Raw genomic sequence first — 26,447 nt, 5'->3', positions numbered from 1 at the left:
GACCTTGATGCATAGCAAACTCAATCTGCTTGGCCGCACGGCCGCCGCCTGGCTGTTCGCGCTGCTGCTGTTCTTTCCCATCTTCTGGCTGGGCCTGATGGCCTTCAAGACGGAAGGGCAAGCCATTTCCACGCCACCGCTGCTGTTCTTCACACCGACACTCGACAGCTTCCGCGAAGTGCTGGCGCGCGACAATTACTTCGGCTACGCGTGGAACTCGCTGTTTACCAGCGTGGTCTCCACCGCCATAGGCCTCCTGATCGCCATCCCGGCCGCGTATTCGATGGCCTTCTTTCCCACAGGCGGCACCATCGGTTTGCTGAAATTCATGCTCAGCTCGCGCTACATGCCCGGCGTGGGCGCCCTGATGCCGATCTATATCTGCTACCAGTACTTCGGCCTGCTCGACACGCGTATCGGCCTGACCATCATGTTCATGCTGATGAATCTGCCCATCATGATCTGGCTGCTGTACACGAGCATGAAGGAGTTGCCGCGCGAAATCCTGGAAGCGTCGCGCATGGATGGCGCCACCGTGTGGGACGAATTCCGCCACGTGGTGCTGCCCCTGTCCGTGGGCGGCATCGCTTCCACGGCCCTCGTGTGCATGGTCTGGTCGTGGAATGAATCGTTCTGGTCGCTGAACCTGGGCGCCTCCAACGCGGGCACCTTGGCCTGGCTGATCGCTTCGTACTCCAGCCCGGAAGGACTCTTCTGGGCCAAATTGTCGGCCGCTTCCCTGATGGCGATTGCGCCCATCATGGCGCTGGGCTGGTTCTGCCAGAAACAATTGGTCCAAGGTATGACCTTTGGCGCCGTTAAGTAAACACTATTGGATGACATCATGGCTTACCTTCAACTGAGCAATATCGAGAAATTCTTTGGCGAGCATCGCGCCATCAAGGGCATCGACCTGGAGATCCGGCAGGGCGAGTTCGTCGTCTTCGTGGGGCCGTCCGGTTGCGGAAAATCAACCCTGCTGCGCCTGATCGCGGGCCTGGAACCGATCGACGGCGGCAAGTTGTCGCTTGACGGGCGCGACATCACGGCCCTGCCGTCGTCGAAGCGCGACCTGGCGATGGTGTTCCAGTCGTATGCGCTGTACCCGCACATGACGGTGTTCCAGAACATGTCGTTCGCGCTGAAACTGGCTGGCGTCGATCCTGCCATCATCCGCGAGAAAGTCGACAAGGCGGCCGCCATCCTCGACCTGGGAAAATACCTGGAACGCACGCCGAAGGAGCTGTCGGGCGGACAGCGCCAGCGGGTGGCCATCGGCCGGGCCATCGTGCGCGACCCGAAAGTGTTTCTGTTCGATGAACCGCTGTCGAACCTCGATGCGGCCCTGCGCGTGCAAACGCGTATCGAGATCGCCAAGCTGCACCGCGAACTGGGCGCCACTACCATCTATGTCACGCATGACCAGGTGGAAGCGATGACCCTGGCCGACCGCGTGGTGGTGCTGCGCGACGGGCAGATCGAGCAGCATGGCTCGCCATTGGAATTGTATGACCGTCCCGCCAACCGCTTTGTCGCGCAATTCATCGGCACGCCCAGCATGAACGTGGTACCCGCCGATGCGGCGCCGCAACTGCTGGCGCAGGCGGGCAGCGCGGCCCAGGCCGACGGTTTTGTCGGTATCCGCCCCGAGCACGTGCACCTGGGCGCGGCGCAGCCGGGCAGCGTGCCCGTCACCGTCGACTTGGTGGAGTCCCTGGGCGTGGAAACCCTGACCTATGTGCGCTTGCCGAACAATGTGCAGGTGGTCTCGCGCGGCGCCGAACGCAGCAGCCTGCAGCCGGGCCAGCAGACGCACCTGACGTTCGAGCCGGGCTTCGTCCATTATTTTGACCGCGCGGGCAAGACCTATGCGGCTGCGCAAGGAGCGCTGTAATGGACGCCACCGCGTTGAACCAGGCGAACCTGGCGCGACTGCCCGCCAACGTTGCCGTGCCCGCGTATGCGCGCGGCGCGCTCGTGGGCAGCATCGTACATATCGGCGTGGGCGGCTTTTTCCGCGCCCACCAGGCCGTGTACCTCGACGATTTGCTGGCCTTGCCCGGAAATGAGCAATGGGGCTATTGCGGCGTGGGCTTGCTGCCGCATGACGCGGCCATGCGCGACGCCATGCGGACGCAGGACGGGCTGTACACGGTGGTCGATCGCAGCGCGGCCGGCGATACGGCGCGCATCATCGGCTGCATCGGCGAATACCTGTATGCGCCCGACGACCCGCAGGCCGTGCTGGAAAAGCTGGCCGACCCTGGCACGTGCATCGTCGCGCTGACCATCACCGAGGGTGGCTACTATGTGAATCAGGGTACGGGCGAATTCGACGTGCAACACACCGACATCGTGCATGAACTGGCGCACCCGCAGGCGCCGCGCTGCTCGTTCGGCTACCTGGCCGCCGCGCTGGCCTTGCGCCATCAGCGGGGCCTGGCGCCGTTTACCATCATGTCCTGCGATAACCTGCAAAACAATGGCGACGTGACGCGCAAGATGCTGCTGGCCTTTGTCGCCCTGCGCGACGGTGAGCTGGCGCGCTGGCTGGCCACGCATGGCAGCTTCCCCAACAGCATGGTCGACCGCATCACGCCGGCCACCACCGATGAACACCGGGCGCTGGTGCGCGACAGCTTTGGCATCATCGACGCCTGGCCTGTCGTGTGCGAACCGTTCCGCCAGTGGGTCATCGAAGACGAATTCCCGCAGGGCCGGCCGGCCTGGGAAAAGGTGGGCGCGCAGATGACGCACGACGTGCTGCCGTACGAAAAGATGAAGCTGCGCCTCTTGAATGCCAGTCACCAGGCCCTGTGCTACATCGGCATGCAGCTCGGTTACACGTTTGCGCACGAGGCGATGGCTGATCCTGGCATCCGCGCGCTGGTGCGGCGCATGATGGACGAGGAAGTCACGCCCTTGCTGGACGAGGTGGAAGGCATAGCCCTGGACAGCTACAAAGACACCCTGATCGAGCGCTTCTCGAATCCGGCCGTGCGCGACCAGCTGGCGCGCATCGGCACGGAGGGCTCCGCGCGCATCCCGAAATTCGTGTTGCCATCCGTGCGCGAAGCGCTGGCCCGGGGCGGCGCCATCAAGCAGCTGGCCTTTACGGTGGCGTGCTGGTTCCGTTACCTGGAAGGCCACGACGAGCAGGGGCGCGAGATGCCCCTGAACGACCCGTATGCGGTGCGCCTGCGTGCGCTGGCGCTGCAGGGTGGGGCGGACGCCACGGCGCTGCTGTCCTTGCGCGAACTGTTCGGTGACTTGAGCGACACACCAGCGTTCACGCAGGCGGTGGGGCACGCGCTGGCCAGCCTGTACGGGCTGGGCGCGCGCGGGGCGCTGGAACAGAGCGTGGCTTGAGGGGGAGGGCGCGCCATGCCACGTAAAGCCGATGCCTGCTTGCCGCAGATGGAGCTGGAACAGCAGCGCGACGCCACGCCCGGCTTCGAGCCGAAAGGCAGTTTTGGTTTCATCCGTTACCTGGAGCACGGCTTTCCGAATTCGCTGGTGCGCTGGCACTATCACGACGAGTATGAACTGCACCTGATCGTCAAGACGAGCGGCAAGGTTTTTGTGGGCGACTACATCGGCCAGTTCACGCCTGGCCATCTGGTGCTGACGGGGCCGCGCGTGCCGCACAACTGGGTTTCGCTCGACACGCCGCCGGAAGGCGTGGCCTTGCGCGACATGGTGGTCCAGTTTTCGCATGCGCCGCTGGCGTCGATGGCCGCCGCCATTCCCGAATTGAAGGATATTTTTCCGCTGCTGCAGCGCGCCTTGCACGGCGTGGAATTTTTTGGTGTCAGTGAACAGTCGCTGCGGCGCTTCCAGCGCATCCGCGACAGCAGCGGCCTGCCGCGCTTCATCGAATTTCTCACCCTACTGGGAGAACTGGCGCAGACCAGTGACTACCAACTGCTGTCGACGGTGCCGATGCAGTCGAGCGACGACGACGTGGCCCTGGCGCGCATCAGTTCCGCCATCAACTTCATCGTGCACAATTACAGCAGCCAGTTTTCGCTGAAACAGCTGGCCGAGCAGGTAGACATGCCCGAGCGGACGTTCTCGCGCTTCTTTCGCAGCGCCACGGGCAACAGCTTCACGGACTTCGTCAACCGCCTGCGCATCAACAAGGCCTGCCAGCTGCTGATGGAGACGGAGCGTTATGTCAGCAACATCTGCTACGAGGCGGGATTCAATAACGTGGCCAACTTCAACCGGCGCTTTCTGGAATTGAAGGGCATGACGCCGAAGGAGTTTCGCCAGCAGGCACTGGGCCGTTTTGGTGCCTGAGGCTTTTTGAGGTACATTCGATGGCACAGGCGGGGACAGTCTGAGAGAGACGAGCATGGAACACCTATGGCAGAAGGACAGCGAGCGCAAGGCGCCCGAACTGGAACGGGAAAGCTACGACGGCATCATCAATTACCTGGAACACGGCTATCCCAGCTCGCGCGTGCGCTGGCACTGCCATGAAGAGTATGAGCTGCACCTGATCGTCGCCACCAGCGGACGCCTGTTCGTGGGCGACTATATCGGCGAGTTCTCGCCCGGCCACCTGGTGCTGACGGGGCCGCGCCTGCCGCACAACTGGATTTCCAACGTGATGCCGGAAGGCGGCGTGGCCCTGCGCGACATGATCGTGCAATTCGCCCACGCGCCGCTGGCCGGCGCCGCGCGCGTCATCCCCGAATTGCGCGAACTGCTGCCGCTGCTGGAACGCTCCAGCTATGGCGTGGAGTTTTTCGAGATGGGAGCGGAAGCGGAGCAGCATCTGGCGCGCATCCGCGTCACGCATGGCGCCGAGCGCTTCGTCGAATTCGTCCAGCTGATGAGCAAGCTGGCGCGCACCGCCAATTACCGCCTGTTGTCGAGCGCTTCCCTGCGTTCGTACGATGATGACGCCACCCTGGCCAAGGTCAATTCCGTCCTCAACTACATCACGGACAATTATCGCGAGCCGATTTCGGCGGAAATGCTGGCCGAGCAGGTGGGCATGTCGCTGAGTAAATTCTCGCGCTTCTTCCGCAAGGCGACGGGCAACAGCTTCACGGATTTCATCAGCCGTTTGCGCATCAACAAGGCGTGCCAGCTGCTGATGGACACGGATCACTATGTGTCGAACGTCTGCTACGACGTGGGCTTCCAGAACGTGGCCAATTTCAACCGCCGCTTTTTGCAGGTGAAGGGCGTCACGCCCAAGGAATTCCGGCGCCAGGCCGATGGCCGCTTCGGCGGCATCGGCGGGCCTGTTGCGGATACGCCACTAATGTGATGCCTGTCATGGGCTTGTCACTTTGAACAGTTATCCTCCACGGCTTCAACCCCACTCTAGCCGAGGAATGCATGAAGACTGCCGTAACGTCCACCCCGAAACTGACCCTGCTGGCCATCGCCGCCGGCCTGGCCCTGGCCGCTTGCGGCGGCAGCGATAATACGCCGGCGGAGCCTTCCAAGCCCGTGGCGCAGACGGGCGTGTTCCTCGACGGCGCGGTGGAAGGGCTCGATTACGTGGCTGGCAGCGCGGCCAAGGCCAGCACCAATGCCAAGGGCGAATTCATTTGCAATCCTGGCGACACGGTGGCCTTCAGCGTGGGCGGCCTGGCCCTGGGTTCGGCGCCATGCGGCGCCGTCGTCACGCCGCTGGCGCTGGCCGCCAGCACGAATGTGGCGGACGATAAGGTCGTCAACCGCCTGCTGGCGCTGCAATTGCTGGACGATGACAGCGATCCGTCGAACGGCATCAAGCTGACGGCTGAAGTGAAGGCGGCGCTGGCCGGCAAGACGCTGGACTTTGCCGCCGCCCCGGCCGTATTCAACGCGGCCCTGGCCGCGCATCTGTCGGCCGTGGGCACGAAATTCGCCGGCCGCACGGTCGATGCGGAACGCCGCGCCCTCGTGCGCGAGCATTTCGAAGATACCCTGGCCTCGAAAGCGGGCGCGCCCGTCAACGAAGCGCTGACGCAAGCCAATCCGGTCGGCGAAGTGAAAGTCACCGTGACGCGCTACCAGATCCAGGCGGACAGCAAGTTCTACGTGCCGTACGAAGGCGCCAATGCCAAGATCAAGGGTGAATTCCCGAACGGCTTTTTGCCATCGTATGGCTCCGGCCTGGCCTACAAGGGCAAGAACGCGGCCGGTGACCTGGAATTCTATGGCTTGACGGACCGCGGCCCGAACGGCGATGGCCCGCTGGTGCCCGACCCTTCGGGCAAGGGCACGATCGGCAGCAAGATATTCCCGTCACCGAGCTTTATACCATCGTTCGGCGTCATCACGGTGGGCAAGAACGGCGCCGTGCTGGGTTCATCGACGCCGATCAAGGTATCGGCCACGGTCAACAGCTCGGGCTTGCCCGTGCCCGTGGGCGCGGTGGGCAATTCGGCCGAGATTCCCGTCATGGATGCGATGAAGTTCGATGCCGCCGGCAAGGCCGTCTTCAACGCGGGCGGCCTCGATTCGGAAGCCATCGTCGTCGATGCCAAGCGCAATGCGCTGTGGGTGTCCGACGAATACGGCCCGTTCATCGTCAAGATCGATGCGGCCACCGGCATCATCCAGGCCAAGTACGAACCGGGCAAGGGCTTGCCGGCATTGTTCGCCAAGCGCCGCGCGAACCGCGGCATGGAAGGCATGACCCTGGACACGAGCAATGACAAGCTGTACGCCTTCCTGCAAAGCCCCTTGTCCGACGGCACGGCGCCGTACTCGGTGACGAAGAAGAATGAACAGGTCGAGCGCTTCGCCCGCTTCACGCGCTGGATCGAATTCGATCCGACGACGGGCACCAGCGGCAAGATGTATGCGTATCCGCTGAATGCGGCCGACTACCAGGATGGCCGTACGGGCAACGCCAAGCTGGGCGACATGGTGGCGCTGGGCGGTGGCAAGTTCCTCGTCATCGAGCAGGGCGCCGCGCCTTCGGGCAAGGTCTTCAATAAACTGATGCTGGTCGAATTGAAGGACGCCACCGATATCGCGGCCGCCGCCTTCAATGCGACGACCTCGGACCTGGAAAAAAGCAGCATGGGCGGCGCGGCCGTCAATGGCGCCGACTGGGCAGCCGTCACGCCGCTGAAGAAAACCCTGCTGCTGGACTTGAACGCCATCGGCTGGGCTGCGGAAAAGGCCGAAGGTCTGACCCTGATCGACGACTCCACCATCGCGCTGGCCAATGACAACGACTTCGGCCTGAAGACGAAGATCTTTGACGCGAATGGCGTGGAAGTCGATGGCGCCGACGTGACCAAGTGCACGGTCGATGCCAACGGCACCATCGTCACCAGCAGCACCGCCGGCTGCAACGCCGCCAACACTATCCGCGTGGCGCGCGGCGACGACCGCGAGCGCCCAAGCCGTCTGTGGATCGTGAAGTTCGCCAAGGCGCTCAATACGTATTGATGTAGTTTGACGGATGAAAAAAAGCCGCACAGTGTGAACTGTGCGGCTTTTTTACTGTGGGCCAGGCTTACTTTTTGGTGTAAGTATTGAGCCAGTCCAGCACCGTGTGATGCCACAGCAGCGAGTTCGCCGGTTTCAGCACCCAGTGGTTTTCGTCAGGGAAGACCAGCAGCTTGCTCGGGATACCCTGGCGCTGCAGCGCCGTGAAGGTGCCCAGGCCTTGCGCGGTGGGGATGCGGAAGTCCAGGTCGCCCTGGACCACCAGCATCGGCGTCTTCCAGTTTTTTACGAAGTTCACGGGATTGAACTGTTCGTGCTTGGCTGGCGCGTCGTAGTAGGGGCCGCCGTTTTCCCATTCCGTGAACCACAGCTCTTCCGTCGCGTAAGCCATGCCGCGGTTGTCGAACACGCCATCGTGGTTGACCAGGCATTTGAAGCCGTCCGGCCAGTTACCGGCGATCCAGTTCATCATGTAGCCGCCATACGAGGCGCCCAGCGCGCAGCTGCGCTCGCGGTCCAGCCACGGGAATTTCTTGGTGGCCGCTTCCAGGCCCTTTTGCAGGTCGACCAGCGGCTTGCCGCCCCAGTCGCCGCTGATGGAGTCCGTGAACTTCTGGCCATAGCCTGTCGAACCGTGGAAGTCGATGAAAACGGTGGCGTAGCCGGCGCCCGCATACACTTGCGGATTCCAGCGGTAGCTCCAGCTGTTGCCAAAGCTGCCTTGCGGGCCGCCGTGGACTAAGAAGGCGACCGGATACTTTTCACCGGCCTTGGCATTCCATGGCTTCATGACGTGGCCGTAGACGGTTTCGCCATTCGCGCCCGCGAACGAGAACTGTTCATATTCGCCGAAACGCACATCGGCCAGGGCTGCCGCGTTCTGCTTGGTCAGCTGGACCATCGGCGCCGTTTCCGACTTGGCGTCGAGCTTGCGCGTGTACAGCTGCGCGCCCGAGGCCAGGTTGGCTTGCGCCAGCACGATGGTATTGCCGCGCACGTCGAAGTCGCCCACGGCGCCCTTGCCCGTCAGCGCAGCGACCTTGCCGCTGGCCGCGTCGATGTGGAACAGACGGTGCTGGCCCACGTCATCGGCGGCGACCAGGAAGGCCTTGCTGTCCGGCGTCCAGCGGAAATCGGCCACGGAACGGTCCCAGTCATCGGCCAGGGTGCGCTTCTTGCCCGTGGCGACATCCATCAGGACCAGGTGGAAGCGGTCCGCTTCGAAGCCCGGCTTGGTCATGGCGACATAGGCCAGGGTGCGGCCATCGGGCGAGTAGGTGGCTTTCGCGTCCCAGGCCGGATTGTCGGCGGTGAGGTTGCGCGGCGCCTGGCCGCCAGCGGCAGGAATCGTGTAGACGTCGAAGTTGGTCGACCACGATTCCGTGCGGCCGGCCACGCGCACGGAGAAGGCCACCGTCTTGCCGTCCGGGCTGAAGTGGTATTCGCCGTTGTCGCCGAACGGTTTCGATGGCGCGTCGCCATCGAGCGTGCCGCTCAGGCTGACGGGCGTGGCGCTGACCTTGCCGCTGGCGTCGATCGGCGCCGAGTACAGCGCATTGCGGCGGCCATCGGCCCAGGTATCCCAGTGGCGCACGAACATCTGGTCGTAGACCATGCCGCTCGCCTTGTTTTTCGCTTTTTCATCGAGGCGCTTTTTCGTGCAGGCGAGGTCCGCGCAATCGAGGAAGACGCCCATGCTGAAGGCCAGGCGGTCGCCCTGCGGCGACAGGCGGTAGGTGTCGACGTCCAGCGCCAGGTCGGTGACCTTGGCCGCTTCGCCGCCGTTCAGGGGCAGCTGCCACACTTGCGAGGAGCCGGAACGGCTAGAGAGGAAGTAGATGGCGTCGCCGTTCGGCGACCATTGCGGGTCGCTGGCGCTGGATTCGCCACGCGTGAGCTGGCGTGGCGCCGCGTTCGGCGCGCGCAGGTCGATCATCCACAGCTGCGTGTTGCCGCGGTTCTTGTCCAGGTTGGTGCTGCGCACCGTGTAGACGACGCGCGTGGCGTCCGGCGACAGCACGGGACTGCCCACCCGTTCCATGGCCACCATGTCTTCCACGGTGAAACCGCGCGGCGCGGCCAGCGCAGGTTCTGCAGCGGCGGCGGTGGTGGCCATGGCGGCACTGAATGCTCCCAAGAGCAGCAGACGTAAACTCATTCAAACTCCCGATTCTTATGACGACGTTATCGATATGGTATTGACGTGGCCGGCTGTACCGCCGGCAGCCCGACATCATAGCAATAAAGGCGCGCCTGCTGCGGGAGTTGACCTCCGGGGTCTCGCGCCGGACGGCGACGGGCGCGTCTTCCGGTGCGGTGCGCGACTCTTGGAAGGCGGGCATGTTGGCGCGCGGGCTATGCGGGGGACCTGTCTGTACAGAAACAACTGTTTTTGTACGAAGTGCTAGACTGCCGGCCTTTGATCACTACTCTCGACACCCATGCGCCTGACTTCCCTCGCCCTGACCGCCGCCGCCCTGTTTGCCGCCTTGCCGGCCCAGGCGGCCACCATGCCGACGCTCGAACAAATCCACGCCGCCGTGCAGGTGGGCGTGGCCAAGACCCGGGCCAAAATGCAATCGGCTTTGCCGGTACCGATCGCCGTCAAGGTCACCAGCTTGACCGGCTGCCAGGATTCGCAGGAAGTGCCGGGCGAAGTGGTGTGCCTGGTCGCCATGAGCGGGGGCATGCGCGATGCTTTCATGGTGCTGCCGCTGCGTAACGAGAACGGTACGTGGGTGGGCGTCGAGCGCAAGGATGCCAAGTTTTCGGGACCGTCGCCGGCCGAGGCGCAAGCGATGATACGCGCCTGGGCCAAGGAAGAAGTGGCGCGCAATCCGGAAGCGGCCAAGGATGTGCAGATGCAGGAGGCGCAGACGACCATGCAGGTCAAGGCCGTCAATGAGTGCGACGTCAAGCGCAAGACGGGTTATCTGGTCTGCGATACGGAATTGAGTGTGCCGAGCCGTCCGGAAGGCATCAAGACGGAACTGACGTTCATGCTGGAAAGCGGCAACTGGCGTTACCTGCCACGTTAAACGCTACGCTGTTTGCCGCCGGAACAGCCACGCTGTTCCGGTATTGCTCTCGCTCTCGCCATCCCCTGCGGCCACGCGCCACCTGCAATATTTTCAGATTACTGGGTGCTGGTGAGCGTGACGCCGGTGGCGGCGGACGGCGTGGCTGTCGGCTACATGTCCGTGCGCACCAAGCCCGCCAGCAGGCGGCGCAGGCATCCGCCCTGTACGCGCAGGCCCGGTCACGCCCCTGCGTGCGCCGGAGCGCCGCCGGGCTACAGCAGGCGCTCTGACAACGCCTTGAAGGCAACCTTGGGCACGAGAAAGGCAAACGGCTTGGACACGGGTGGTAACTGCGCCAGCAAGCCGCAGTTGGCGCGCAAGGTAGTCAGCGCTTGCACTTGATCCAGATCAACTGGCAGGTCGATTTCCCCGAAGACCAGCTTGCCATTGCGCGGCACGTGCGCGATGGCCGCATCCTGGCAGGCGAGGAAGGCGACGGCGTCGCGCCAGTTGCCGAAGAGCTGCTGCCAGTCTTCGTCGGGGCGATGGTCCGCTGTGATGTCCGCCTGCACCTCCAGCGCGGGCGCGCTGCCGGCGCCCGGCGCAATCGTGCAGCGGGCTTGCGTGGCGCTGACCTCCAGCGTCATGGAGTTCGCCAGGTGGGTCGGCAAGATGTCGCTGAACAGCCGCGTGCCCAGCGCGTGTGGCAAGCTATCCATGATGTTTTTCAGAAAATACACGCAAGGAACGTCCGGCGCGCCTGGCGGCGTGTGGTCCAGGTAGAAACGCCAGTTGCTTTGCAGGAGGGACGGCAGCAGCTTACGTAATGGGCCCAGCAGGGCAGGGCCGAAATGCCCGTGGCGGTAGGTCAGCACGGTAAATGGCGTTTTGCCGCCACGCTGCCACAAGGTCACGCCGGCAGGCAGCAATTGCTGCGCGGCGTGGGCGTCCACCAGCCAGCTCACGTAGACGACGTCGCGCACGTCGCTGTGCAGGGTCAGGAAGGGCAGGCGCGACATGATCGCCTGGCGCACGTTGGCGAAATGCGTGCAATTGGCGAGCGCGGCAAACAGGCGCCCCGGCCAGCCCGCGCGCGGGTGACGGTAAGTGTTGTCTTGCAATTGGGAACTTTCGGATACGGTGATGCAGGCGGACGGCGCCGCCTGCCGGAAACGTTACGTCTTATTGCATGTGCCAGCCGTGGCTGACGACGATCGATTGTCCGCTCAAGGCGTTCGATGGGAAGGCTGCCAGGAAGATGGCCGTTTGCGCCACGTCTTGCGTGGTGGTGAATTCGCCGTCGATGGTTTCCTTCAGCATCACATTCTTGATCACTTCCTCTTCCGTGATCTTCAACTGGGCCGCCTGTTCGGGGATTTGCTTGTCGACCAGCGGCGTGCGCACGAAGCCGGGACAGATGACGTTGGCGCGGATGCCATCCTTTGCACCTTCCTTGGCCACCACCTTGGCCAGGCCCAGCAAACCGTGCTTGGCAGCCACATAGGCGCTCTTGAACGGCGAGCCTTCGTGCGAGTGCACGGAACCCATGTAGATGATGGCGCCGCCGCGGCCGGCCTTGATCATTTCACGCATGCAGGCGCGCGTGGTGAGGAAGGCGCCGTCCAGGTGGATGGCCAGCATCTTTTTCCACTGATCGAACGGGTAGTCGACGACGGGGCTGATGATCTGGATGCCCGCATTGCTGATCAGAATATCGACGCCGCCGAAGTGGGCCACGGCATCCGCCACGCCCTGGTCGACCTGCGCTTCGCTGGACACATCCATGGCGACGGCAAATGCCTGGCCGCCCGATTGCTTGATTTCCTCGGCCGTCTTGCTGGCCGCTTCCAGGGCCAGGTCGGCGATGACCACCTTGGCGCCTTGTTTCGCGTATTCAATAGCCATTTCCTTGCCGATACCACTGGCGGCGCCGGTAATCAGTGCGACTTTGTCTTTGAGTTGCATATTAATCCTTTGCATTGCGGGTTGGAGTGATCGTGGGAAGTCAGACTATGCCAGTATAGCCAGAAAACGGGCCGCGCATGCCCCGCGCACGCCTAAACGGCTTGCTGCCTGTCAAGCTGCCTGTCAAGCATTTCCTGCAAGCGCCACGCGCCAGGATTGGTGCCCGCCCAGGTACGAAACGCGTGGTTGAAGGCGCTTTGTTCCTGGTAGCCGAGCAGAAAGGCGATGTCGACCAGCGACAAATCCGGCTCGCGCAGATAATCGCGCGCCAGGCCGTACCTGGCCTGGTCCAGCAGAGCCTGGAAGCTGGTGCCCGCGTCGGCCAGCTTGCGCTGCAAGGTGCGCGGCGTCACGGCCAGTGCGGCGGCAATGGTGGCCAGCCGTGCCGAACCCTGGCGCAAGGCCGCCACGATGGCCGCGTGGACTTGCGCGTCGATGGCGCCGCCGCTTGTCTCCGCTGCGGCCTGGCGCTGCGCCAGCAATTGTTCCGCATGCTGGCACAGCACGGGGTACAGGCTGACGTCGGCGTTCGGCACGGGCCAGTCCAGCAATTGCGCGTCGAAGGTGGCCGTGTTGGCGTCCGCGCCGAAAGTGGGCAGGCTGCCCAGCACGCGCACGTATTCGTCGCGGTGCGTCGCATGGTGCAGCAAGTCGCCGCCGCCATCGTGGGTAAACGCCAGGCGGGCCGGCGGCAGCGGCATGCCGGCCAGCCAGTCGCCGCACACGCGGATGCCGGCAAAGACGCTGTCGACCAGGTGCCGGCTGGCGCCCGGGTAGTTGCTGGTCCAGCGGTAATGCGCGACGGCGCCATCGCGCTGCAGGGTCGAGCGGCCCAGGTCATGCGCCAGCCGTTCGTAGCGGGCCGTCTGTTCCAGCGCCTGGCCCACGTTGCTGCAACTGAGTAAAATCAAACCATACGCACTGTAGGTGCCCATGCGCACGCGCTGGCCCACGTGCAGGCCGAAATGCGCATCGCCCGCCAGCCGTGCACCCGCATCGAGCAGGCGCACGTAGTCGCGCGCGGCCAAGGCCAAGCTGGGCGCGGACGCTTCCAGGCTGTGCGGCGCCACGCCGGCCGCCTGCGCCAGGACGGCAGCTGAGATGCCGTGTGCGCCCGCCGCTTCCAGCAGCGGCTGCAGATAGGCGCCGGCGACCCGGCCGTCAGTACTTGTCATGATGGAACAATGCGATTGTCATGAAAAACCAATACCCTTGGCCTGTGGCGGCATATGCTGTTGAGAAGGCAAGGACAGTATAGCAAGCCGCCGTGGCGCGCAACTGGACCAATAAGAGGGGATGTCGATGCAACGCTGGAATGGCTGGGGAGACGAGAGCATCACCTATGCGCTCAGTGACGAAGCGCTGGCCTTCCTGGGCGAGCGCCTGGGGCCGGGCAGCCCCATGCTCGACGCCACCTTCGACGACGCCTGCGCGCGGGTGCCCACCTCGCGCCTGGCGCCGCATCCGCTGATCGACACCGAGCCTGCCACGCGCGTGCGCCATGCCCTCGGCCAAAGCCTGCCCGACTGGTTCAAGCTGCGTCATGGCCGCATCGGCGCGGTGCCCGACGGCGTTGCCTTTCCCGACAGCGCGCTGCAGGTGCGCCAGCTGCTCGCGTATGCGCGCCAGGCGTGCGTGGCCGTCATCCCGCATGGCGGCGGCACCAGCGTGGCCGGGCACCTGACGGTGGCGGCGGGCCCGCGTCCCGTGCTGGCGCTCAGCCTCGTGCGCTTGTGCGCGCTGGGTCACCTGGACCGCGAAGCGCAGCTGGCCACGTTCGGCGCGGGCGTGTATGGTCCCGACCTGGAAGCGCAGCTGCGCGCGCAGGGCTACACCCTGGGCCACTATCCGCAGTCGTTCGAATATTCCACCCTGGGCGGCTGGATCGCCACGCGCTCGTCGGGCCAGCAATCCTTGCGCTATGGCCGCATCGAGCAGCTGTTCGCGGGCGGCGAAGTGGAAACGCCGGCCGGCACCTTGAACATCCCCACCTTTCCCGCCTCGGCGGCCGGCATCGACCTGCGCGAAATGGTGCTTGGCTCCGAAGGGCGGCTGGGCATCCTGACGCAGGCGACCGTGCGCGTCTCGCCGCTGCCGCCCTATGAAGCGTTCCACGCCGTGTTTTTCGCTGGCTGGGACCAGGCGCAGGCGGCCGTGCGGGCGCTGGCCCAGTCACGCCTGCCCCTGTGCATGCTGCGCCTGTCGAACGCGCTGGAGACGCAAACCATGCTGACCCTGGCCGGCCACAAGAAACTGGTGGGACTGCTGGAGCGCTATTTGTCCCTGCGCGGCTGCGGCGAAGGCAAGTGCATGCTGATGGTGGGCGTCAGCGGAGAAGCCGGGCCGGCGCGCGCGGCCCTGCGCGGCGCCCTGGCACTGGCGCGGCGGCACAGGGGCGTGCACGTGGGACGCCACATGGGCGACAAATGGAAGCAGGGACGCTTTCGCAACGTCTACCTGCGCAACGGCGCCTGGGAACACGGCTACGTCATCGACACGGTGGAAACGGCCGTCGACTGGCCGCGCGTCACGACGATGATGGTGGCGCTGGAGCAGGCGGGTGTCAGCGCGCTGGCGCAGCACGGCGAGCAGGTCCATGCGTACACGCATTTGTCGCACGTGTACGCGCAGGGCGCCAGCGTCTACACCACCTATGTGTACCGGCTGGCGCCCACCTTTGAAGAAAACATGGCGCGCTGGCGTACCTTGAAAGACGCGGCCAGCGCCGCCATCGTGGCCAACGGCGGCACCATCAGCCATCAGCACGGCGTGGGCACCGACCACGCGCCGTGGCTGGTGGCGGAAAAGGGCGAGCTGGGCATCGCCGCCATGCGCGCGCTGCTGCGCCAGTTCGACCCGCAGGGCATGATGAATCCCGGCAAACTGCTGCCTGACTTCGGCGGCGGCTTGTGAACAGAGCGGAGCTGCCTGGCCTCCTGGCGCGCGACTGGGATGTGCTGATCGTCGGCGGCGGCATTACGGGCGCCGGCATCCTGCTGGAGGCGGCGCGGCGCGGCTTGAAGGCGCTGCTGGTGGAACAGCGCGATTTCGCCTGGGGTACGTCGAGCCGCTCCTCGAAGCTGGTGCACGGCGGCTTGCGCTACCTGAAGCAGGGACAGTTCGCGATGACGCGCGAGTCGGTGCATGAGCGGCAAGCCTTGCTGACGGATGCGGCCGGGCTGGTCGAGCCGCAGGGCTTTGCCTTTGGCGATTACACCGGCAGGAAGCCGGGCCGGCGCCAGTTCATGCTGGGCCTGGCGATCTATGATGTGATGGCGGGCCGGCGCGCGCGCCGCTATGTCGATGCGGCGGACTTTGCCATGCTGGCGCCGCACATCCGGCGCAAAGACTTGCAGGGCGGCATGCTGTACCAGGACGCCAAGACGGACGATGCGCGCCTGGTGCTGCGCGTGCTGCAGGAGGCGCGCCGCCATGGCGGCGTGGCCGTCAATTACCTGGGCGTGGCATCGCTGCTGCGAGAGGGGCAACGGGTCGTCGGCGCCATCTTGAACGATGGCGTCGGCGGCGAAAAGCCAACGGTGCGCGCGCGCCTGGTGATCAGCGCCACGGGCGCCTGGGCCGACGCCTTGCGCGGCCAGGTGGGAGAAAAGCCGAAACTGCGGCCCTTGCGCGGCAGCCATCTGCTGCTGCCGGCCTGGCGCCTGCCGCTGGCGCAAGCCGTCAGCCTGATGCACCCGCACGATGGCCGCCCCGTGTTTGCGTATCCGTGGGAGGGCGTTACCCTGGTGGGCACCACCGATGTCGACCACGGCGCCAGCCTGGACCTGGAACCGGCCATCACGCGCGGCGAATTTGCATATCTGCTGGCGGCGCTGCGCTGGCAGTTCCCGCAGCTGGCGCTGGGCGAGGGCGACGTGCTGGCCACGTTTGCCGGCGTGCGTCCCGTGATCGGCAGCGGCCAGCTTGACCCGTCAAAGGAAGCGCGCGAACATGCGCTATGGCTGGAAAACGGCTTGCTGACGGTGGCGGGCGGCAAGCTGACGACGTTTCGCGTGATCGCCCTCGACGCATTGCGCCGCGCCGCGCCGCTGCTGCCGGGGTGGCAGGCGGATTTGCGCCCCTTGCCGATTTTCGACGCCACGCCTCCCTTGTCGGGCAAGGCCTTGCTGCTCGATGGCGAACAGCGCGAACGCCTGCTGGGGCGTCATGGCGCGGCCGCGCAAGCCCTGTGCGAGGCGGCGCAGGACGGCGAACTGGAGCAGATTCCCGGCACGCAGACCCTGTGGGCACAGCTGCGCTGGGGCGCGCGCAACGAGGACGTGCAGTACCTGGACGACCTGCTGCTGCGGCGCACGCGCCTCGGTTTGCAACTGGCTGGCGGCGCACTTGCTATCATGCCGCGCTTGCGCGCCATCTGCCAGGATGAACTGGGCTGGGATGATGTACGCTGGGATGCGGAACAGGCGCGCTACCTGGCCCTGTGGCGCCGCCATTACAGCGTGCCGCAAGGCGAATGAAACAAGCATAAGAATAAACAAGAGGAGAGCATCATCGAGACCACCCTGTTTGGCCTGCCCCTGGCGCTGGGCGACGCCCGCATCACCTACGACAGCCTGTCGCCGCTGGACTTGCGCCAGCCCGTGGATACCCTCGTCGACGACCTAGGAGAAGACCTGCTGCAAATCACGTGCGCGAATGGCGACATCGTCGACGTGGGCTGGTATCCGGCCTGGAATGCGCAGGGACGCTTGCGCGTGGTGGCAGTGCGGGGGCAGGACTGGGAAGCACCCGTCTTCAGCGCGCAGCCGGACAAGGATCCGCAAGCGCTGCTGCAAGCGCTGCGCGCCGCGCTGGCCAGCCTGGGCTGAGGCCATGGCGAGCGTATCCGGCCAGGGGCCGTACATTCTTGCCATCGATAATGGCACGCAAAGCGTGCGCGCGCTGCTGTTCGATCGGGAGGGGATGTTGGCGGCCAAGGCGCAAGTGTTCCTGGAAGCGTATTACTCGGAGCACCCCGGCTGGGCCGAGCACGACGCCGACGGCTACTGGCAAGCCGTGTGCGAAGCGTGCCAGCAGCTGTGGCGCGGCACCGTCATTGAAAAATCGTCGGTCGCAGGCGTGGCCGTGACGACGCAGCGCGGCACGGTGGTCAACGTGGATGAAGAGGGCCAGCCCTTGCGGCCCGCCATCACCTGGCTGGACCAGCGCAGCACGCGCGACATTCCCCAGCTGGCGCCATGGTGGCGCGCCGCCTTCCGCGCCACGCGTCTTGATGGCACGATCACGTATTTCCGTCGCGAGGCCGAGATCAACTGGATCAGCGCGCACCAGCCCGACATCTGGCGCCGTACGCACAAATTCCTGCTGCTGTCGGGTTTTTTGAACCATCGCCTCTGCGGGCGCTACGTCGATTCGACGGGCTCGCAAGTGGCGTATATTCCGTTTGATTACAAGCGCCACGCCTGGGCCGGGCGCTTCGACTGGAAGTGGCAGGCGCTTGCTGTGAAACCCTCCATGCTGCCCGAACTGGTGACCCCGGGCACGCGCATGGGCGTCATCACCAGGGCGGCCGCTGCGGCGACGGGCATCCTGGAAGGCACACCGCTGCTGGCGGCCGCCGCCGACAAGGCGTGCGAAGTGCTGGGCGCCGGCTGCGTCGAGCCGCATGTGGCGTGCCTGAGCTACGGCACCACGGCCACCATCAATACGACCAACCGCAAGTATGTGGAAGTGACGCGCTTCATTCCGCCGTATCCGGCCGCCATGCCGGGCGCCTACAGCACAGAGGTGCAGATTTTCCGCGGCTACTGGATGGTCAACTGGTTCAAGGAGCAGTTCGGCGACCGCGAACGGGCGGCGGCCGCCGAAGATGGCACGGGCTTGTCCGCCGAAGCGCTGTTCGACCGGCTGGTCGAAGCCGTGCCGCCCGGTTCCATGGGGCTGATGCTGCAGCCGTACTGGAGTCCCGGCATCAAGGTGCCGGGGCCGGAAGCGAAGGGCGCCATGATCGGCTTTGGCGACGTGCACACGCGCGCGCACATCTACCGTGCCATCCTCGAAGGACTTGCATATGCGCTGCGTGAAGGCAAGGAACGCATCGAGCAGCGCAGCGGCATCTCCATCACGGAGCTGCGCATCGCGGGCGGCGGTTCGCAGAGCGACGCGGCGATGCAGCTGACGGCCGACATCTTCGGCTTGCCCGCCGCGCGCGCCCACGTGTATGAAAGTTCTGGCCTGGGCGCGGCCATCGCCGCCGCCGTGGGCCTGGGCTGGCATGCGGACTTTCCCGCCGCCGTGCAGGCCATGACGCGCAAGGGCAAGGTATTCCAGCCGCATCCCGGGCACAGCAAGGTCTATGAAAAACTGTATCGGCGCGTGTACCGCAAGATGTATGCGCGGCTGCAGCCCCTGTACCGCGAAATTGCCGACATCACCGGCTATCCTGAAAAGTGACGCTGGAGGTGACGGCGGCTAGCGCAGGACGAGCGCCTTGACCGTTTCCCAGGCCGCGCTACCCGATTGCGTGACGCGCACCTGGTTGCGGCCCCCTTCCTTGGCCACGTACAGGGCGCGGTCGGCGGCGACGAACAGCGCTTCGCGCTTGTCCAGCTGGTGCGGGCGGATGGTCGCCACGCCGATGCTGACGGTGATCCACGGCGAAGTGATCGATTTCGGGTGCGGCAATTGCAGTGCCTCGATGTGCGCGCGGATGGCGACGGCCAGGTGCAGGGCGCCTTCGGCATCCGTGTCGGCGAACAGCAGGACGAATTCCTCGCCGCCGTAGCGGGCCGCCAGGTCGCCCGGGCGTGCGGCGTGCGAGGCGATGGCTTGCGCCACCTGCTGCAGGCAGCTGTCGCCTGCCGGGTGGCCCAGGCTGTCGTTGTACAGCTTGAAGTGGTCGACGTCGAGCACCACCAGCGACAGGGTGCCCCCGCCGCGCACCGCGCGCTGCCATTCCTTTTCCAGGAAGCTGTCGAAATGCCGGCGGTTGGGGATCTGCGTCAGCGGGTCGAGGTAGGCGGCGCGCTGCAAGGCGTCTTCCGACTGCTTGTGGTGTGTGATGTCGTGCAGCAGGCCGATATACAGGGGCTGGCGCAGGTACATGGGCGTCAGGGTCAGGTCCATGCTCAGCGCCTCGCCGTTGCGGTGGCGGATCGCCACTTCGCGCGTGCCGTGCTTGTGCGCCTTCTCCGGGTTGGCTGCGTACATGGCGAAGTAATCGAGGTATTCCTGCGTCACCAGGGGGCTGAGCAGTTCGCCGATGAAGCGCCCGGCCAGTTCGTTTTCGCGGTAGCCCAGGTACTGGTCGCAGGCCGGGTTGGTGTACTGGATGCGGCCATCGGCTTCGATGATCAGCAAGCCCTCGGCCATGTTGTTGACGATGGTGCGCAGGCGCTCGGCCTGTTCCTGCTGGGTTTCATTGTTGCTGCGGATTTGCAGCTGGGCGCGCACGCGCGCACACACTTCGGCCATGCGCAGCGGTTTGCTGATGTAATCGACGGCGCCGCAGTCGAAGCCGGCCACCACGTCTTCCGTTTCCGTCTTGGCGCTCATGAAGATGACGGGGATGCCCTGCGTCAGCGGATGCTGCTTGAGGCGGCGGCACGTTTCGATGCCGTCCATGTCCGGCATCAGCACGTCGAGCAGGATCAAATCGGGATGGGCGCGCTGGGCGATCGCCAGCGCCCGTTCGCCGGACGTGGCGACATAGGTTTGATAACCTTGCTCGCTCATCAGCTTGCGCAGCAGCTCAAGGTTGGCCGGCGCATCGTCGACAATCAAAATAGCGGCGTCGCGCCGCTGGAAATGTTCCGCACTGCCTGAACTCATTGCTTCCGGCCTTCTCGATGTACTCTGCGATGCCAGTGTTTGCTGCACTTTCGGTGAAGCTGACCGGGTTCAAATCTGCTACAGCGGTCAAATCATACATCCTTGCTAATTTTTTGGGTGAAAAAATCGACGTTGCGCGAGGTGGAAAGTATTATTTTTATACTATTTTTAAAAATATATAAACGCAGTTGCTATCGTGAAGGCGGTTTTTAAGGGGGGAAGGCGCGTGCCCCTTGGCGCTGGGGCAGAAGTGACACGCCCCGCGGCAGGCGGGGCGTGAGGAGCTCAGTTACATTTTTGCGGCGATCAGTTTGCCCAGGATGGCGATACCTTCGCGGATGCGTTCCGGCGGCACCGTCACGAACGACAGGCGCAGGGTGTGCGTGTCCGGCGTGTTAGCGTAGAACGGCGCGCCCGGCACGAAGGCGACCTTGTTGGCGATGGCTTCATCGAGCAATTTCATGGCGTCGATGTGTTTCGGCAGGGTGACCCAGATGAACATGCCGCCTTCAGGCTTGGTCCAGGTGACGCCGGCCGGGAAGTGCTCTTCCAGTGCCGACAGCATGGCCTGGCACTGGTTGCCATACAGGCTGCGGATGCTGGGGATATGCCGGTCCAGGAAGCCATCCTTGATCACTTCATGCACGACCATCTGCGTCAGTTGCGACGTGTGCAGGTCGGCCGCCTGCTTGGCCAGTTCCAAACGGCGCACCAGTGGCATCGGCGCCACCACGTAGCCGAGGCGGATGCCGGGCGTGAGCACTTTCGAGAATGAGCCCATGTAGATCACGCCATCCGGATTCATATTGATCATCTTCGGATACGGCTCGCCGCTGTAGCTGAGGGCGCCGTAAGGATCATCCTCGATCAGCGGCAGGCCGTGGCGGGCGCAGGTTTCCACCAGTTCCACGCGGCGCGCCACGGACAGGCTGCGGCCCGTCGGGTTCTGGAAGTTCGGCAGCGCGTACAAGAGGCGCGCGCCATCGGCGACGGGGTTGATGGACGACGGTACCAGGCCTTCGTCATCGGTATCGACGGAAACGAATTCGGGACGGTAGACGGAAAACGCCTGCAGGGCGCCCAGGTAGCTGGGGGTTTCCACCAGCACACGGCTGCCTTCGTCGATCAGGACCTTGCCCAGCAAGTCCAGCGCCTGCTGCGAGCCGGACGTCATCAACACTTGTTCCGGCATGATGGTGCTGCCATTGCTGGATAAGGAGTCGGCGATCCACTGGCGCAGCGGCAGGTAGCCGTCTGTCGGGCCGTATTGCAGGGCCACCTTGCCATTGTTCGACAGTACCTTGTCGAAGGCGGTCTTCATTTCTTCCACGGGGAAGGTGGCAGGCGAGGGCAGGCCGCCGGCAAACGAGATGATCTCGGGACGCTGCGTGATCTTCAGGATTTCGCGGATGAACGAGCTTTGCAGCTGTTCCGCACGTTCGGCAAAGCGCCATTGGATCGGATTCGGATTTTCAATTTTCATACGAGTCTCACAGAAGATGCCGAGCTGCGCCGGCTGGATTTGTTGGCCCGCTTGTGGCGGTGCGTGCGCAAGCGGCGCCGGATAGGCGTCGCCATGGTGCTGCGGTATTGTACGACTTGCACGCGGCTCTGCCCATCCGCACGCGCAAGGGCGTTGCAAATGGGCGTCAGGGAGTTTTACTTCAGCTTGCGTCCGATGGCCACCACGGCGATCACGGCGCAGGCAAACAGCAGGCTTTCGCCCGTCAATGGTTCATGCAGCAGCACGGCCGCGCCCACCAGCGTGAGGAAAGGCTGCAGCAGCTGCGTCTGTCCCACGCGGGCCACGCCGCCCAGCGCCATGCCCCGGTACCAGAAAAAGAAACCGATAAACATGGAAAACACGGAGATATAGGCAAAGCCCAGCCAGGCCGCGCCGCTGGCCTGCGCCATCAGCGCGCGTTGCGGCCAGGCGCTCCACAGTACCACGGGTAAGACAAATGGCAAGGCCAGCAGCAGCGCCCAGGAAATCACATGCTGGCCCGGCATGGCTTGCGCCAGGCGCCCACCTTCGGCATAACCTAGGGCCCCCAGCAGCACGGCGGCGAACATCAACCAGTCGGCAAGGTGAAAGCTGCCGCCGCCCTGGCGCAGCGCGAACGCCACCACCAGCGCCGTGCCGAGTAGGGCCATCAGCCAGAAGCCAGGGGAAGGACGTTCCTTGCCGCGCAGTACGGCAAACACGGCGGTGGCCAGCGGCAGGATGCCCACCAGCACGGCGCCGTGCGAGGCGGGCAGGCTGCGCATGGCGATCGACGTCAGCCAGGGGAAGCCCAGCACGCAGCCCAGCGACACGAGCGCCAGCGGCAGCCATTGTTCGCGGCGCGGCAACGGCGCCCGCTGGTGCCATAACCACAGGCCGGCCAGGCAGGCGGCCACCAGGGCGCGCCCCAGAGCGACAAAGGTAGGGTCGAGTTCGGCCACGGCCAGGCGCGTAAAGGGCAGGGTCAGGCTGAAGAGGGCGACGGCTGTCAATCCCAGCAACAGGCCTTTGCGGTCTGCGCCAAGGCGCAGGGGGGGACTGGGAGAGGTGGTGGCGTGCGATGGCATGGGTGTCCTGGTACTGTTGGCATGGGTAAATATAAATGGGGCGGGGTGGATCAATCCGGCCCGTACTGCTATCCTAGAGCTGAATAGCAATACAGTACAAATACACTTCCACGCATAATTTCACATACTGTCATGGTCATATGAGCAATACACTCGCCTCGCCGTCCCTGCCCTTGCTGTCGCGCGCCTCGGGCGAAACCCTGATCGATCAGATCGCTCGCTCGCTGGCGGCGCGCATCGACGACAAGCTGCTGCGCGGCGGCGCGCGCATGCCCTCGATCCGTCAGTGCGCCGCCAGCCTGGAGGTGTCGTGCGCCACGGTGGTGGCCAGCTACGACAAGCTGGTGGCGCGCGGCTACCTCGAGTCGCGGCGCGGCGCCGGCTTTTTCGTGCGCGAGCGCGGGTCCCTGAATACGCCGGCACCGCCCGCTGGCGCGCAGGACGCGGCGGTGCAGACCATGGACGTGGTGTGGCTGATCCGTAACATGTTCCGCCAGACGCCTGCCATCCCCGCGCCCGGCTCCGGCATGCTGCCGTCCGAGTGGCTCGATGGCGACCTGGTGGCGCGCGCCTTGCGCGACGTCAGCCGCCAGCCCGGCAATTTGCTGCTGAGCTATGGCGCGCCGCAGGGTTTCCTGCCGCTGCGCCAGCAGTTGCAGCTGAAACTGGCGGGGCTGGAAATCGCCTGTCCGCCCGAGCAGATCGTCACCACGGTGGGCGTGATGCAAGCGCTGGACCTGGTGGCGCGCGAGTTTGCCCGCCCTGGCGAGACCATTTTCGTCGATGATCCCGCGTACTGGCTGATGTTCGGGGCCTTTGCCGCCATGGGCATGAACGTCATCGGCATCCCGCGCTTGAATGACGGCCCCGATATCGCCGTGCTGGCCGAACTGGCGGCCCTGCACCGTCCCAAGCTGTACGTGATCAACTCGGTGCTGCACAACCCCAGTTCGACGTCGCTGTCGGCGGCCAAGGCTTTCCAGGTGCTGCGCCTGGCCGAACTGCACGATTTCCTGATCGTCGAGGATGATATTTATTGCGACATGCACCCGGGCGGCGCGGTGCAGCCGGCCACGCGCCTGGCCGCGCTGGACCAGCTGCGCCGCGTAATTTACCTGGGCGGCTTTTCCAAGAGCCTGGCGGCGAACCTGCGCGTGGGCTTCATCGCCACGTCACCGGAGCGGGCGCAGCGCCTGGCCGACCGCAAGATGCTCGCCACCCTGACTACCAGCGACATCGGCGAACGCGTGGTGTATAAAATCCTCTCGCAGGGGCTGTACCGCAAGCATGCGGAGCGCCTGCGCACGCGGCTCGACAAGGTGCGCGAGGGTACCTACCGCAAGGTCGAACAGGCGGGCTTGCGCTTCGATCCGGCATCAGCTGGCATGTTCGTGTGGGCCGATGCGGACTGCGACACGAATGTCCTGGCCGAAAAGGCGCTGGCCGAGGGGCTGGTGCTGGCGCCGGGCAGCCTGTTTTCACCGCGCCAGCTGCCGTCGACCCGCATGCGCCTGAACCTGGCTACGGTGCAGGACGAGCGTATTTGGGCGTTTTTCGCCCGCGCACTGGGGTAAACAGTACATTGCACGACATTCGGCGGGGGCTCTTGAAATCGCCTGTACCATCCCCAACTCCGTAGAATCCGTCCCATCCACAAGACTATGAGGTAAAAATGGCTGTCTCCGAAAAGCAAACCCTGGGTTTTCAGACCGAAGTGAAGCAAATGCTGCACCTGATGATCCATTCCCTGTACTCGAACAAGGAAATCTTCCTGCGCGAATTGATCTCGAACGCGTCCGACGCGGCCGACAAATTGCGCTTTGAAGCGATCGATAACGATGCCCTGTACGGCAACGATCACGAATTGAAGATCAAGGTCAGCTTCGACAAGGATGCGCGCACCATCACCATTTCCGACAACGGCATCGGCATGACCCGCGACGAGGCGATCTCGCACCTGGGCACCATCGCCAAGTCGGGCACAAAGGAATTCTTCGGCAAGCTGTCGGGTGACCAGCAGCAGGACGCGGCCCTGATCGGCCAGTTCGGCGTGGGCTTCTATTCGGGCTTCATCGTCGCCGACAAGATCACCGTCGAAACGCGCCGCGCCGGCGTGGACGCCTCTGAAGGCGTGCGCTGGGAGTCAGGCGGCGAAGGCGATTACAGCATCGAGAACATCGACAAGCCGTCGCGCGGCACGGACATCATCCTGCACCTGCGCGAAGGCGAGGACGAATTGCTGTCGAGCTGGAAGATCAAGTCCATCATCCGCAAATACTCGGACCATATCTCGCTGCCGATCGTGATGCAGAAGGAAGAGTGGGACGACGAGAAAAAAGAAACCGTCCTGAAAGACGAATTCGAAACCGTCAACCAGGCCAGCGCCCTGTGGGCCCGCAACAAGGCCGACATCACGCCGGAACAGTACGACGAATTCTACAAGCACGTGTCGCACGACTTCCAGTCGCCTTTGAGCCACACGCATAACCGCGTGGAAGGCCGCAGCGAATACACGCAGCTGCTGTACATCCCGGCCAAGGCGCCGTTCGACATGTGGGACCGCAACAAGCGCGGCGGCATCAAGCTGTACGTCAAGCGCGTCTTCATCATGGACGATGCCGAGCAACTGATGCCGACCTATTTGCGCTTCGTGCGCGGGGTGATCGACTCGGCCGACCTGCCGCTGAACGTATCTCGCGAAATCCTGCAGGAGTCGCGCGACGTCAAGGTGATCCGCGAAGGCTCGACCAAGCGCGTGCTGGGCATGCTGGAAGAGCTGGCGAATGCCGACGAGCAGGACAAGAAGGACAAGTACGCCGTCTTCTGGAAGGAATTCGGCCAGGTGCTGAAGGAAGGCATCGGCGAAGACGCGGCCAACAAGGGACGCCTGGCCAAGCTGCTGCGCTTTGCCTCGACCGCCAACGACAGCGACGAGCAAATCACCTCGTTCGCCGACTACGTGGCGCGCATGAAGGAAGGCCAGGACAAGATCTATTACGTCACGGCTGACAATTACGCCGCCGCCAAGAACAGCCCGCACCTGGAAATCTTCCGCAAGAAGGGCGTCGAAGTACTGCTGCTGACGGACCGTGTCGATGAATGGATGCTGTCGTTTATCCAGGACTTCGAAGGCAAGGAACTGGTCTCCGTCGCCAAGGGCGGCCTGGACCTGGGCGCGCTGGAAGACGAAGCGGAAAAGAAAGAGCACGAAGAAACGGAAACCTCGTACGCCGACCTGGTGGGCAAGATGAAGACCGTGCTGGCCGACAAGGCCAAGGACGTGCGCGTCACGTTCCGCCTGACCGATTCGCCAGCCTGCCTGGTGGCCGATGAAAACGAATTGTCGGGCAACCTGCTGCGCATGCTGAAGGCTGCAGGCCAGAGTGCGCCGGAATCGAAGCCGATTTTGGAAATTAACCCGAACCACCCGCTGGTGACGCGTCTGAAATACGAAGATGCGGAAGGCGGCAAGTTCGGCGACTGGGCCAACATCCTGTTCGACCAGGCCATGCTGGCCGAAGGCGGCTCGCTGGCCGACCCTGCCAGTTTTGTGAAACGCCTCAACGAATTGCTGCTCAATTCCGCGAAGTAATCGCTTAGCTGCAATCGTCAGCAAGCCGGCTCTTTCCTCGTGAAAGGGCCGGCTTTTTTTATGCTACAGTGCGCGATTATTTTATTTTATGGAAAAAG

Annotated in this window: 20 protein-coding genes; 13 read left to right on the top strand and 7 right to left on the bottom strand. The window is 64.3% G+C overall.

Annotated features, from left to right (window positions below; translation table 11 throughout):
• Positions 1-7 precede the first annotated feature (7 nt).
• The 6 genes from ACQ4WY_RS17740 to ACQ4WY_RS17715 all read left to right on the top strand — a co-directional run bounded on the left by ACQ4WY_RS17740 (position 8) and on the right by ACQ4WY_RS17715 (position 7,410).
• Entirely contained in the window at positions 8-826 is an 819-nt protein-coding gene (locus tag ACQ4WY_RS17740) for a carbohydrate ABC transporter permease (RefSeq protein WP_353658047.1), read from the top strand.
• Between the two features lie 18 nt (positions 827-844).
• Positions 845-1,894 (top strand): ABC transporter ATP-binding protein, encoded by a 1,050-nt coding sequence (locus ACQ4WY_RS17735; RefSeq protein WP_436505143.1) that lies wholly within the window; start codon positions 845-847, stop codon positions 1,892-1,894.
• A complete protein-coding gene (locus ACQ4WY_RS17730; protein ID WP_436505142.1) occupies positions 1,894-3,369 on the top strand; it encodes a mannitol dehydrogenase family protein in 1,476 nt (491 codons plus the stop codon). The genes ACQ4WY_RS17735 and ACQ4WY_RS17730 overlap by 1 nt, the downstream gene beginning before the upstream one ends.
• 15 nt (positions 3,370-3,384) lie before the next feature.
• The gene (locus ACQ4WY_RS17725) at positions 3,385-4,302 is read left to right on the top strand and encodes a helix-turn-helix domain-containing protein (RefSeq protein WP_436505141.1); all 918 of its coding nucleotides are present in this window, start codon (positions 3,385-3,387) and stop codon (positions 4,300-4,302) included.
• A gap of 55 nt (positions 4,303-4,357) precedes the next feature.
• Entirely contained in the window at positions 4,358-5,284 is a 927-nt protein-coding gene (locus ACQ4WY_RS17720) for a helix-turn-helix domain-containing protein (RefSeq protein WP_436505140.1), read from the top strand.
• A 71-nt stretch (positions 5,285-5,355) separates the two neighbouring features.
• A complete protein-coding gene (locus ACQ4WY_RS17715) occupies positions 5,356-7,410 on the top strand; it encodes an esterase-like activity of phytase family protein (RefSeq protein ID WP_436505139.1) in 2,055 nt (684 codons plus the stop codon).
• A gap of 67 nt (positions 7,411-7,477) precedes the next feature.
• On the opposite strand, the gene ACQ4WY_RS17710 is transcribed toward ACQ4WY_RS17715, so the two are convergent.
• Positions 7,478-9,568, bottom strand: a complete 2,091-nt coding sequence (locus ACQ4WY_RS17710; RefSeq protein WP_436505138.1) for a S9 family peptidase — start codon at positions 9,566-9,568, stop codon at positions 7,478-7,480.
• Between the two features lie 283 nt (positions 9,569-9,851).
• On the opposite strand from ACQ4WY_RS17710, the gene ACQ4WY_RS17705 reads away from it, so the two are divergent.
• Positions 9,852-10,448: a hypothetical protein gene (locus tag ACQ4WY_RS17705; RefSeq protein ID WP_436505137.1), complete on the top strand. Its 597-nt coding sequence runs from the start codon at positions 9,852-9,854 to the stop codon at positions 10,446-10,448.
• 254 nt (positions 10,449-10,702) lie between these two features.
• Here ACQ4WY_RS17705 and ACQ4WY_RS17700 read toward each other — a convergent pair whose 3' ends face one another.
• From ACQ4WY_RS17700 to ACQ4WY_RS17690, 3 genes are all read right to left on the bottom strand, one after another.
• Positions 10,703-11,551 (bottom strand): DUF2071 domain-containing protein, encoded by an 849-nt coding sequence (locus ACQ4WY_RS17700; RefSeq protein ID WP_436505136.1) that lies wholly within the window; start codon positions 11,549-11,551, stop codon positions 10,703-10,705.
• A gap of 61 nt (positions 11,552-11,612) precedes the next feature.
• Positions 11,613-12,395: a 3-hydroxybutyrate dehydrogenase gene (locus ACQ4WY_RS17695; protein ID WP_353658038.1), complete on the bottom strand. Its 783-nt coding sequence runs from the start codon at positions 12,393-12,395 to the stop codon at positions 11,613-11,615.
• A 92-nt stretch (positions 12,396-12,487) separates the two neighbouring features.
• Positions 12,488-13,570 (bottom strand): AraC family transcriptional regulator, encoded by a 1,083-nt coding sequence (locus ACQ4WY_RS17690; protein WP_436505135.1) that lies wholly within the window; start codon positions 13,568-13,570, stop codon positions 12,488-12,490.
• A 127-nt stretch (positions 13,571-13,697) separates the two neighbouring features.
• Here ACQ4WY_RS17690 and ACQ4WY_RS17685 point away from each other — a divergent pair, with 127 nt between their 5' ends.
• The 4 genes from ACQ4WY_RS17685 (at position 13,698) to ACQ4WY_RS17670 (ending at position 18,809) form a co-directional block, all read left to right on the top strand.
• Entirely contained in the window at positions 13,698-15,308 is a 1,611-nt protein-coding gene (locus tag ACQ4WY_RS17685; protein WP_436505134.1) for an FAD-binding oxidoreductase, read from the top strand.
• The gene (locus ACQ4WY_RS17680) at positions 15,305-16,873 is read left to right on the top strand and encodes a glycerol-3-phosphate dehydrogenase/oxidase (RefSeq protein WP_436505133.1); all 1,569 of its coding nucleotides are present in this window, start codon (positions 15,305-15,307) and stop codon (positions 16,871-16,873) included. The genes ACQ4WY_RS17685 and ACQ4WY_RS17680 overlap by 4 nt, the downstream gene beginning before the upstream one ends.
• A 123-nt stretch (positions 16,874-16,996) precedes the next feature.
• Positions 16,997-17,224, top strand: a complete 228-nt coding sequence (locus ACQ4WY_RS17675) for a hypothetical protein (RefSeq protein WP_436505132.1) — start codon at positions 16,997-16,999, stop codon at positions 17,222-17,224.
• 4 nt (positions 17,225-17,228) lie between these two features.
• Positions 17,229-18,809: an FGGY-family carbohydrate kinase gene (locus tag ACQ4WY_RS17670; protein ID WP_436505131.1), complete on the top strand. Its 1,581-nt coding sequence runs from the start codon at positions 17,229-17,231 to the stop codon at positions 18,807-18,809.
• 18 nt (positions 18,810-18,827) lie between these two features.
• Here the strand turns inward: ACQ4WY_RS17670 and ACQ4WY_RS17665 are convergent, their stop codons facing one another.
• The 3 genes from ACQ4WY_RS17665 to ACQ4WY_RS17655 form a co-directional block, all read right to left on the bottom strand.
• Complete coding sequence (locus ACQ4WY_RS17665; protein ID WP_436505130.1) at positions 18,828-20,186, bottom strand: diguanylate cyclase; 1,359 nt, start codon at positions 20,184-20,186, stop codon at positions 18,828-18,830.
• Positions 20,187-20,475: 289 nt separating this feature from the next.
• Positions 20,476-21,669 (bottom strand): aminotransferase-like domain-containing protein, encoded by a 1,194-nt coding sequence (locus ACQ4WY_RS17660; protein WP_436505129.1) that lies wholly within the window; start codon positions 21,667-21,669, stop codon positions 20,476-20,478.
• Between the two features lie 176 nt (positions 21,670-21,845).
• Complete coding sequence (locus ACQ4WY_RS17655; protein ID WP_436505128.1) at positions 21,846-22,757, bottom strand: DMT family transporter; 912 nt, start codon at positions 22,755-22,757, stop codon at positions 21,846-21,848.
• Between the two features lie 140 nt (positions 22,758-22,897).
• On the opposite strand from ACQ4WY_RS17655, the gene ACQ4WY_RS17650 reads away from it, so the two are divergent.
• Both ACQ4WY_RS17650 and htpG read left to right on the top strand, forming a co-directional pair.
• A complete protein-coding gene (locus ACQ4WY_RS17650) occupies positions 22,898-24,331 on the top strand; it encodes an aminotransferase-like domain-containing protein (protein WP_436505127.1) in 1,434 nt (477 codons plus the stop codon).
• A gap of 98 nt (positions 24,332-24,429) precedes the next feature.
• On the top strand, positions 24,430-26,349 hold the full coding sequence (gene htpG, locus ACQ4WY_RS17645; protein WP_436505126.1) for a molecular chaperone HtpG: 1,920 nt from the start codon (positions 24,430-24,432) through the stop codon (positions 26,347-26,349).
• Positions 26,350-26,447: the final 98 nt, after the last annotated feature.

Origin of the sequence: Janthinobacterium salmonicoloratum, from assembly GCF_051380845.1 — a bacterium.
Classification (GTDB): domain Bacteria; phylum Pseudomonadota; class Gammaproteobacteria; order Burkholderiales; family Burkholderiaceae_D; genus Janthinobacterium; species Janthinobacterium lividum_F.
The sequence above is the reverse complement of the archived record's forward strand: the minus strand, read 5'-3'. Positions and strand labels throughout refer to the sequence as shown.

Excerpts from the sequence above, each read along its gene's own strand:
- ACQ4WY_RS17740 (WP_353658047.1), top strand. The coding sequence starts at position 8 with ATGCATAGCAAACTCAATCTGCTTGGCCGCACGGCCGCCGCCTGGCTG.
- ACQ4WY_RS17735 (WP_436505143.1), top strand. The coding sequence starts at position 845 with ATGGCTTACCTTCAACTGAGCAATATCGAGAAATTCTTTGGCGAGCAT.
- ACQ4WY_RS17730 (WP_436505142.1), top strand. The coding sequence starts at position 1,894 with ATGGACGCCACCGCGTTGAACCAGGCGAACCTGGCGCGACTGCCCGCC.
- ACQ4WY_RS17725 (WP_436505141.1), top strand. The coding sequence starts at position 3,385 with ATGCCACGTAAAGCCGATGCCTGCTTGCCGCAGATGGAGCTGGAACAG.
- ACQ4WY_RS17720 (WP_436505140.1), top strand. The coding sequence starts at position 4,358 with ATGGAACACCTATGGCAGAAGGACAGCGAGCGCAAGGCGCCCGAACTG.
- ACQ4WY_RS17715 (WP_436505139.1), top strand. The coding sequence starts at position 5,356 with ATGAAGACTGCCGTAACGTCCACCCCGAAACTGACCCTGCTGGCCATC.
- ACQ4WY_RS17710 (WP_436505138.1), bottom strand. The coding sequence starts at position 9,568 with ATGAGTTTACGTCTGCTGCTCTTGGGAGCATTCAGTGCCGCCATGGCC.
- ACQ4WY_RS17705 (WP_436505137.1), top strand. The coding sequence starts at position 9,852 with ATGCGCCTGACTTCCCTCGCCCTGACCGCCGCCGCCCTGTTTGCCGCC.
- ACQ4WY_RS17695 (WP_353658038.1), bottom strand. The coding sequence starts at position 12,395 with ATGCAACTCAAAGACAAAGTCGCACTGATTACCGGCGCCGCCAGTGGT.
- ACQ4WY_RS17690 (WP_436505135.1), bottom strand. The coding sequence starts at position 13,570 with ATGACAAGTACTGACGGCCGGGTCGCCGGCGCCTATCTGCAGCCGCTG.
- ACQ4WY_RS17685 (WP_436505134.1), top strand. The coding sequence starts at position 13,698 with ATGCAACGCTGGAATGGCTGGGGAGACGAGAGCATCACCTATGCGCTC.
- ACQ4WY_RS17670 (WP_436505131.1), top strand. The coding sequence starts at position 17,229 with ATGGCGAGCGTATCCGGCCAGGGGCCGTACATTCTTGCCATCGATAAT.
- ACQ4WY_RS17665 (WP_436505130.1), bottom strand. The coding sequence starts at position 20,186 with ATGAGTTCAGGCAGTGCGGAACATTTCCAGCGGCGCGACGCCGCTATT.
- ACQ4WY_RS17660 (WP_436505129.1), bottom strand. The coding sequence starts at position 21,669 with ATGAAAATTGAAAATCCGAATCCGATCCAATGGCGCTTTGCCGAACGT.
- ACQ4WY_RS17655 (WP_436505128.1), bottom strand. The coding sequence starts at position 22,757 with ATGCCATCGCACGCCACCACCTCTCCCAGTCCCCCCCTGCGCCTTGGC.
- ACQ4WY_RS17650 (WP_436505127.1), top strand. The coding sequence starts at position 22,898 with ATGAGCAATACACTCGCCTCGCCGTCCCTGCCCTTGCTGTCGCGCGCC.
- htpG (WP_436505126.1), top strand. The coding sequence starts at position 24,430 with ATGGCTGTCTCCGAAAAGCAAACCCTGGGTTTTCAGACCGAAGTGAAG.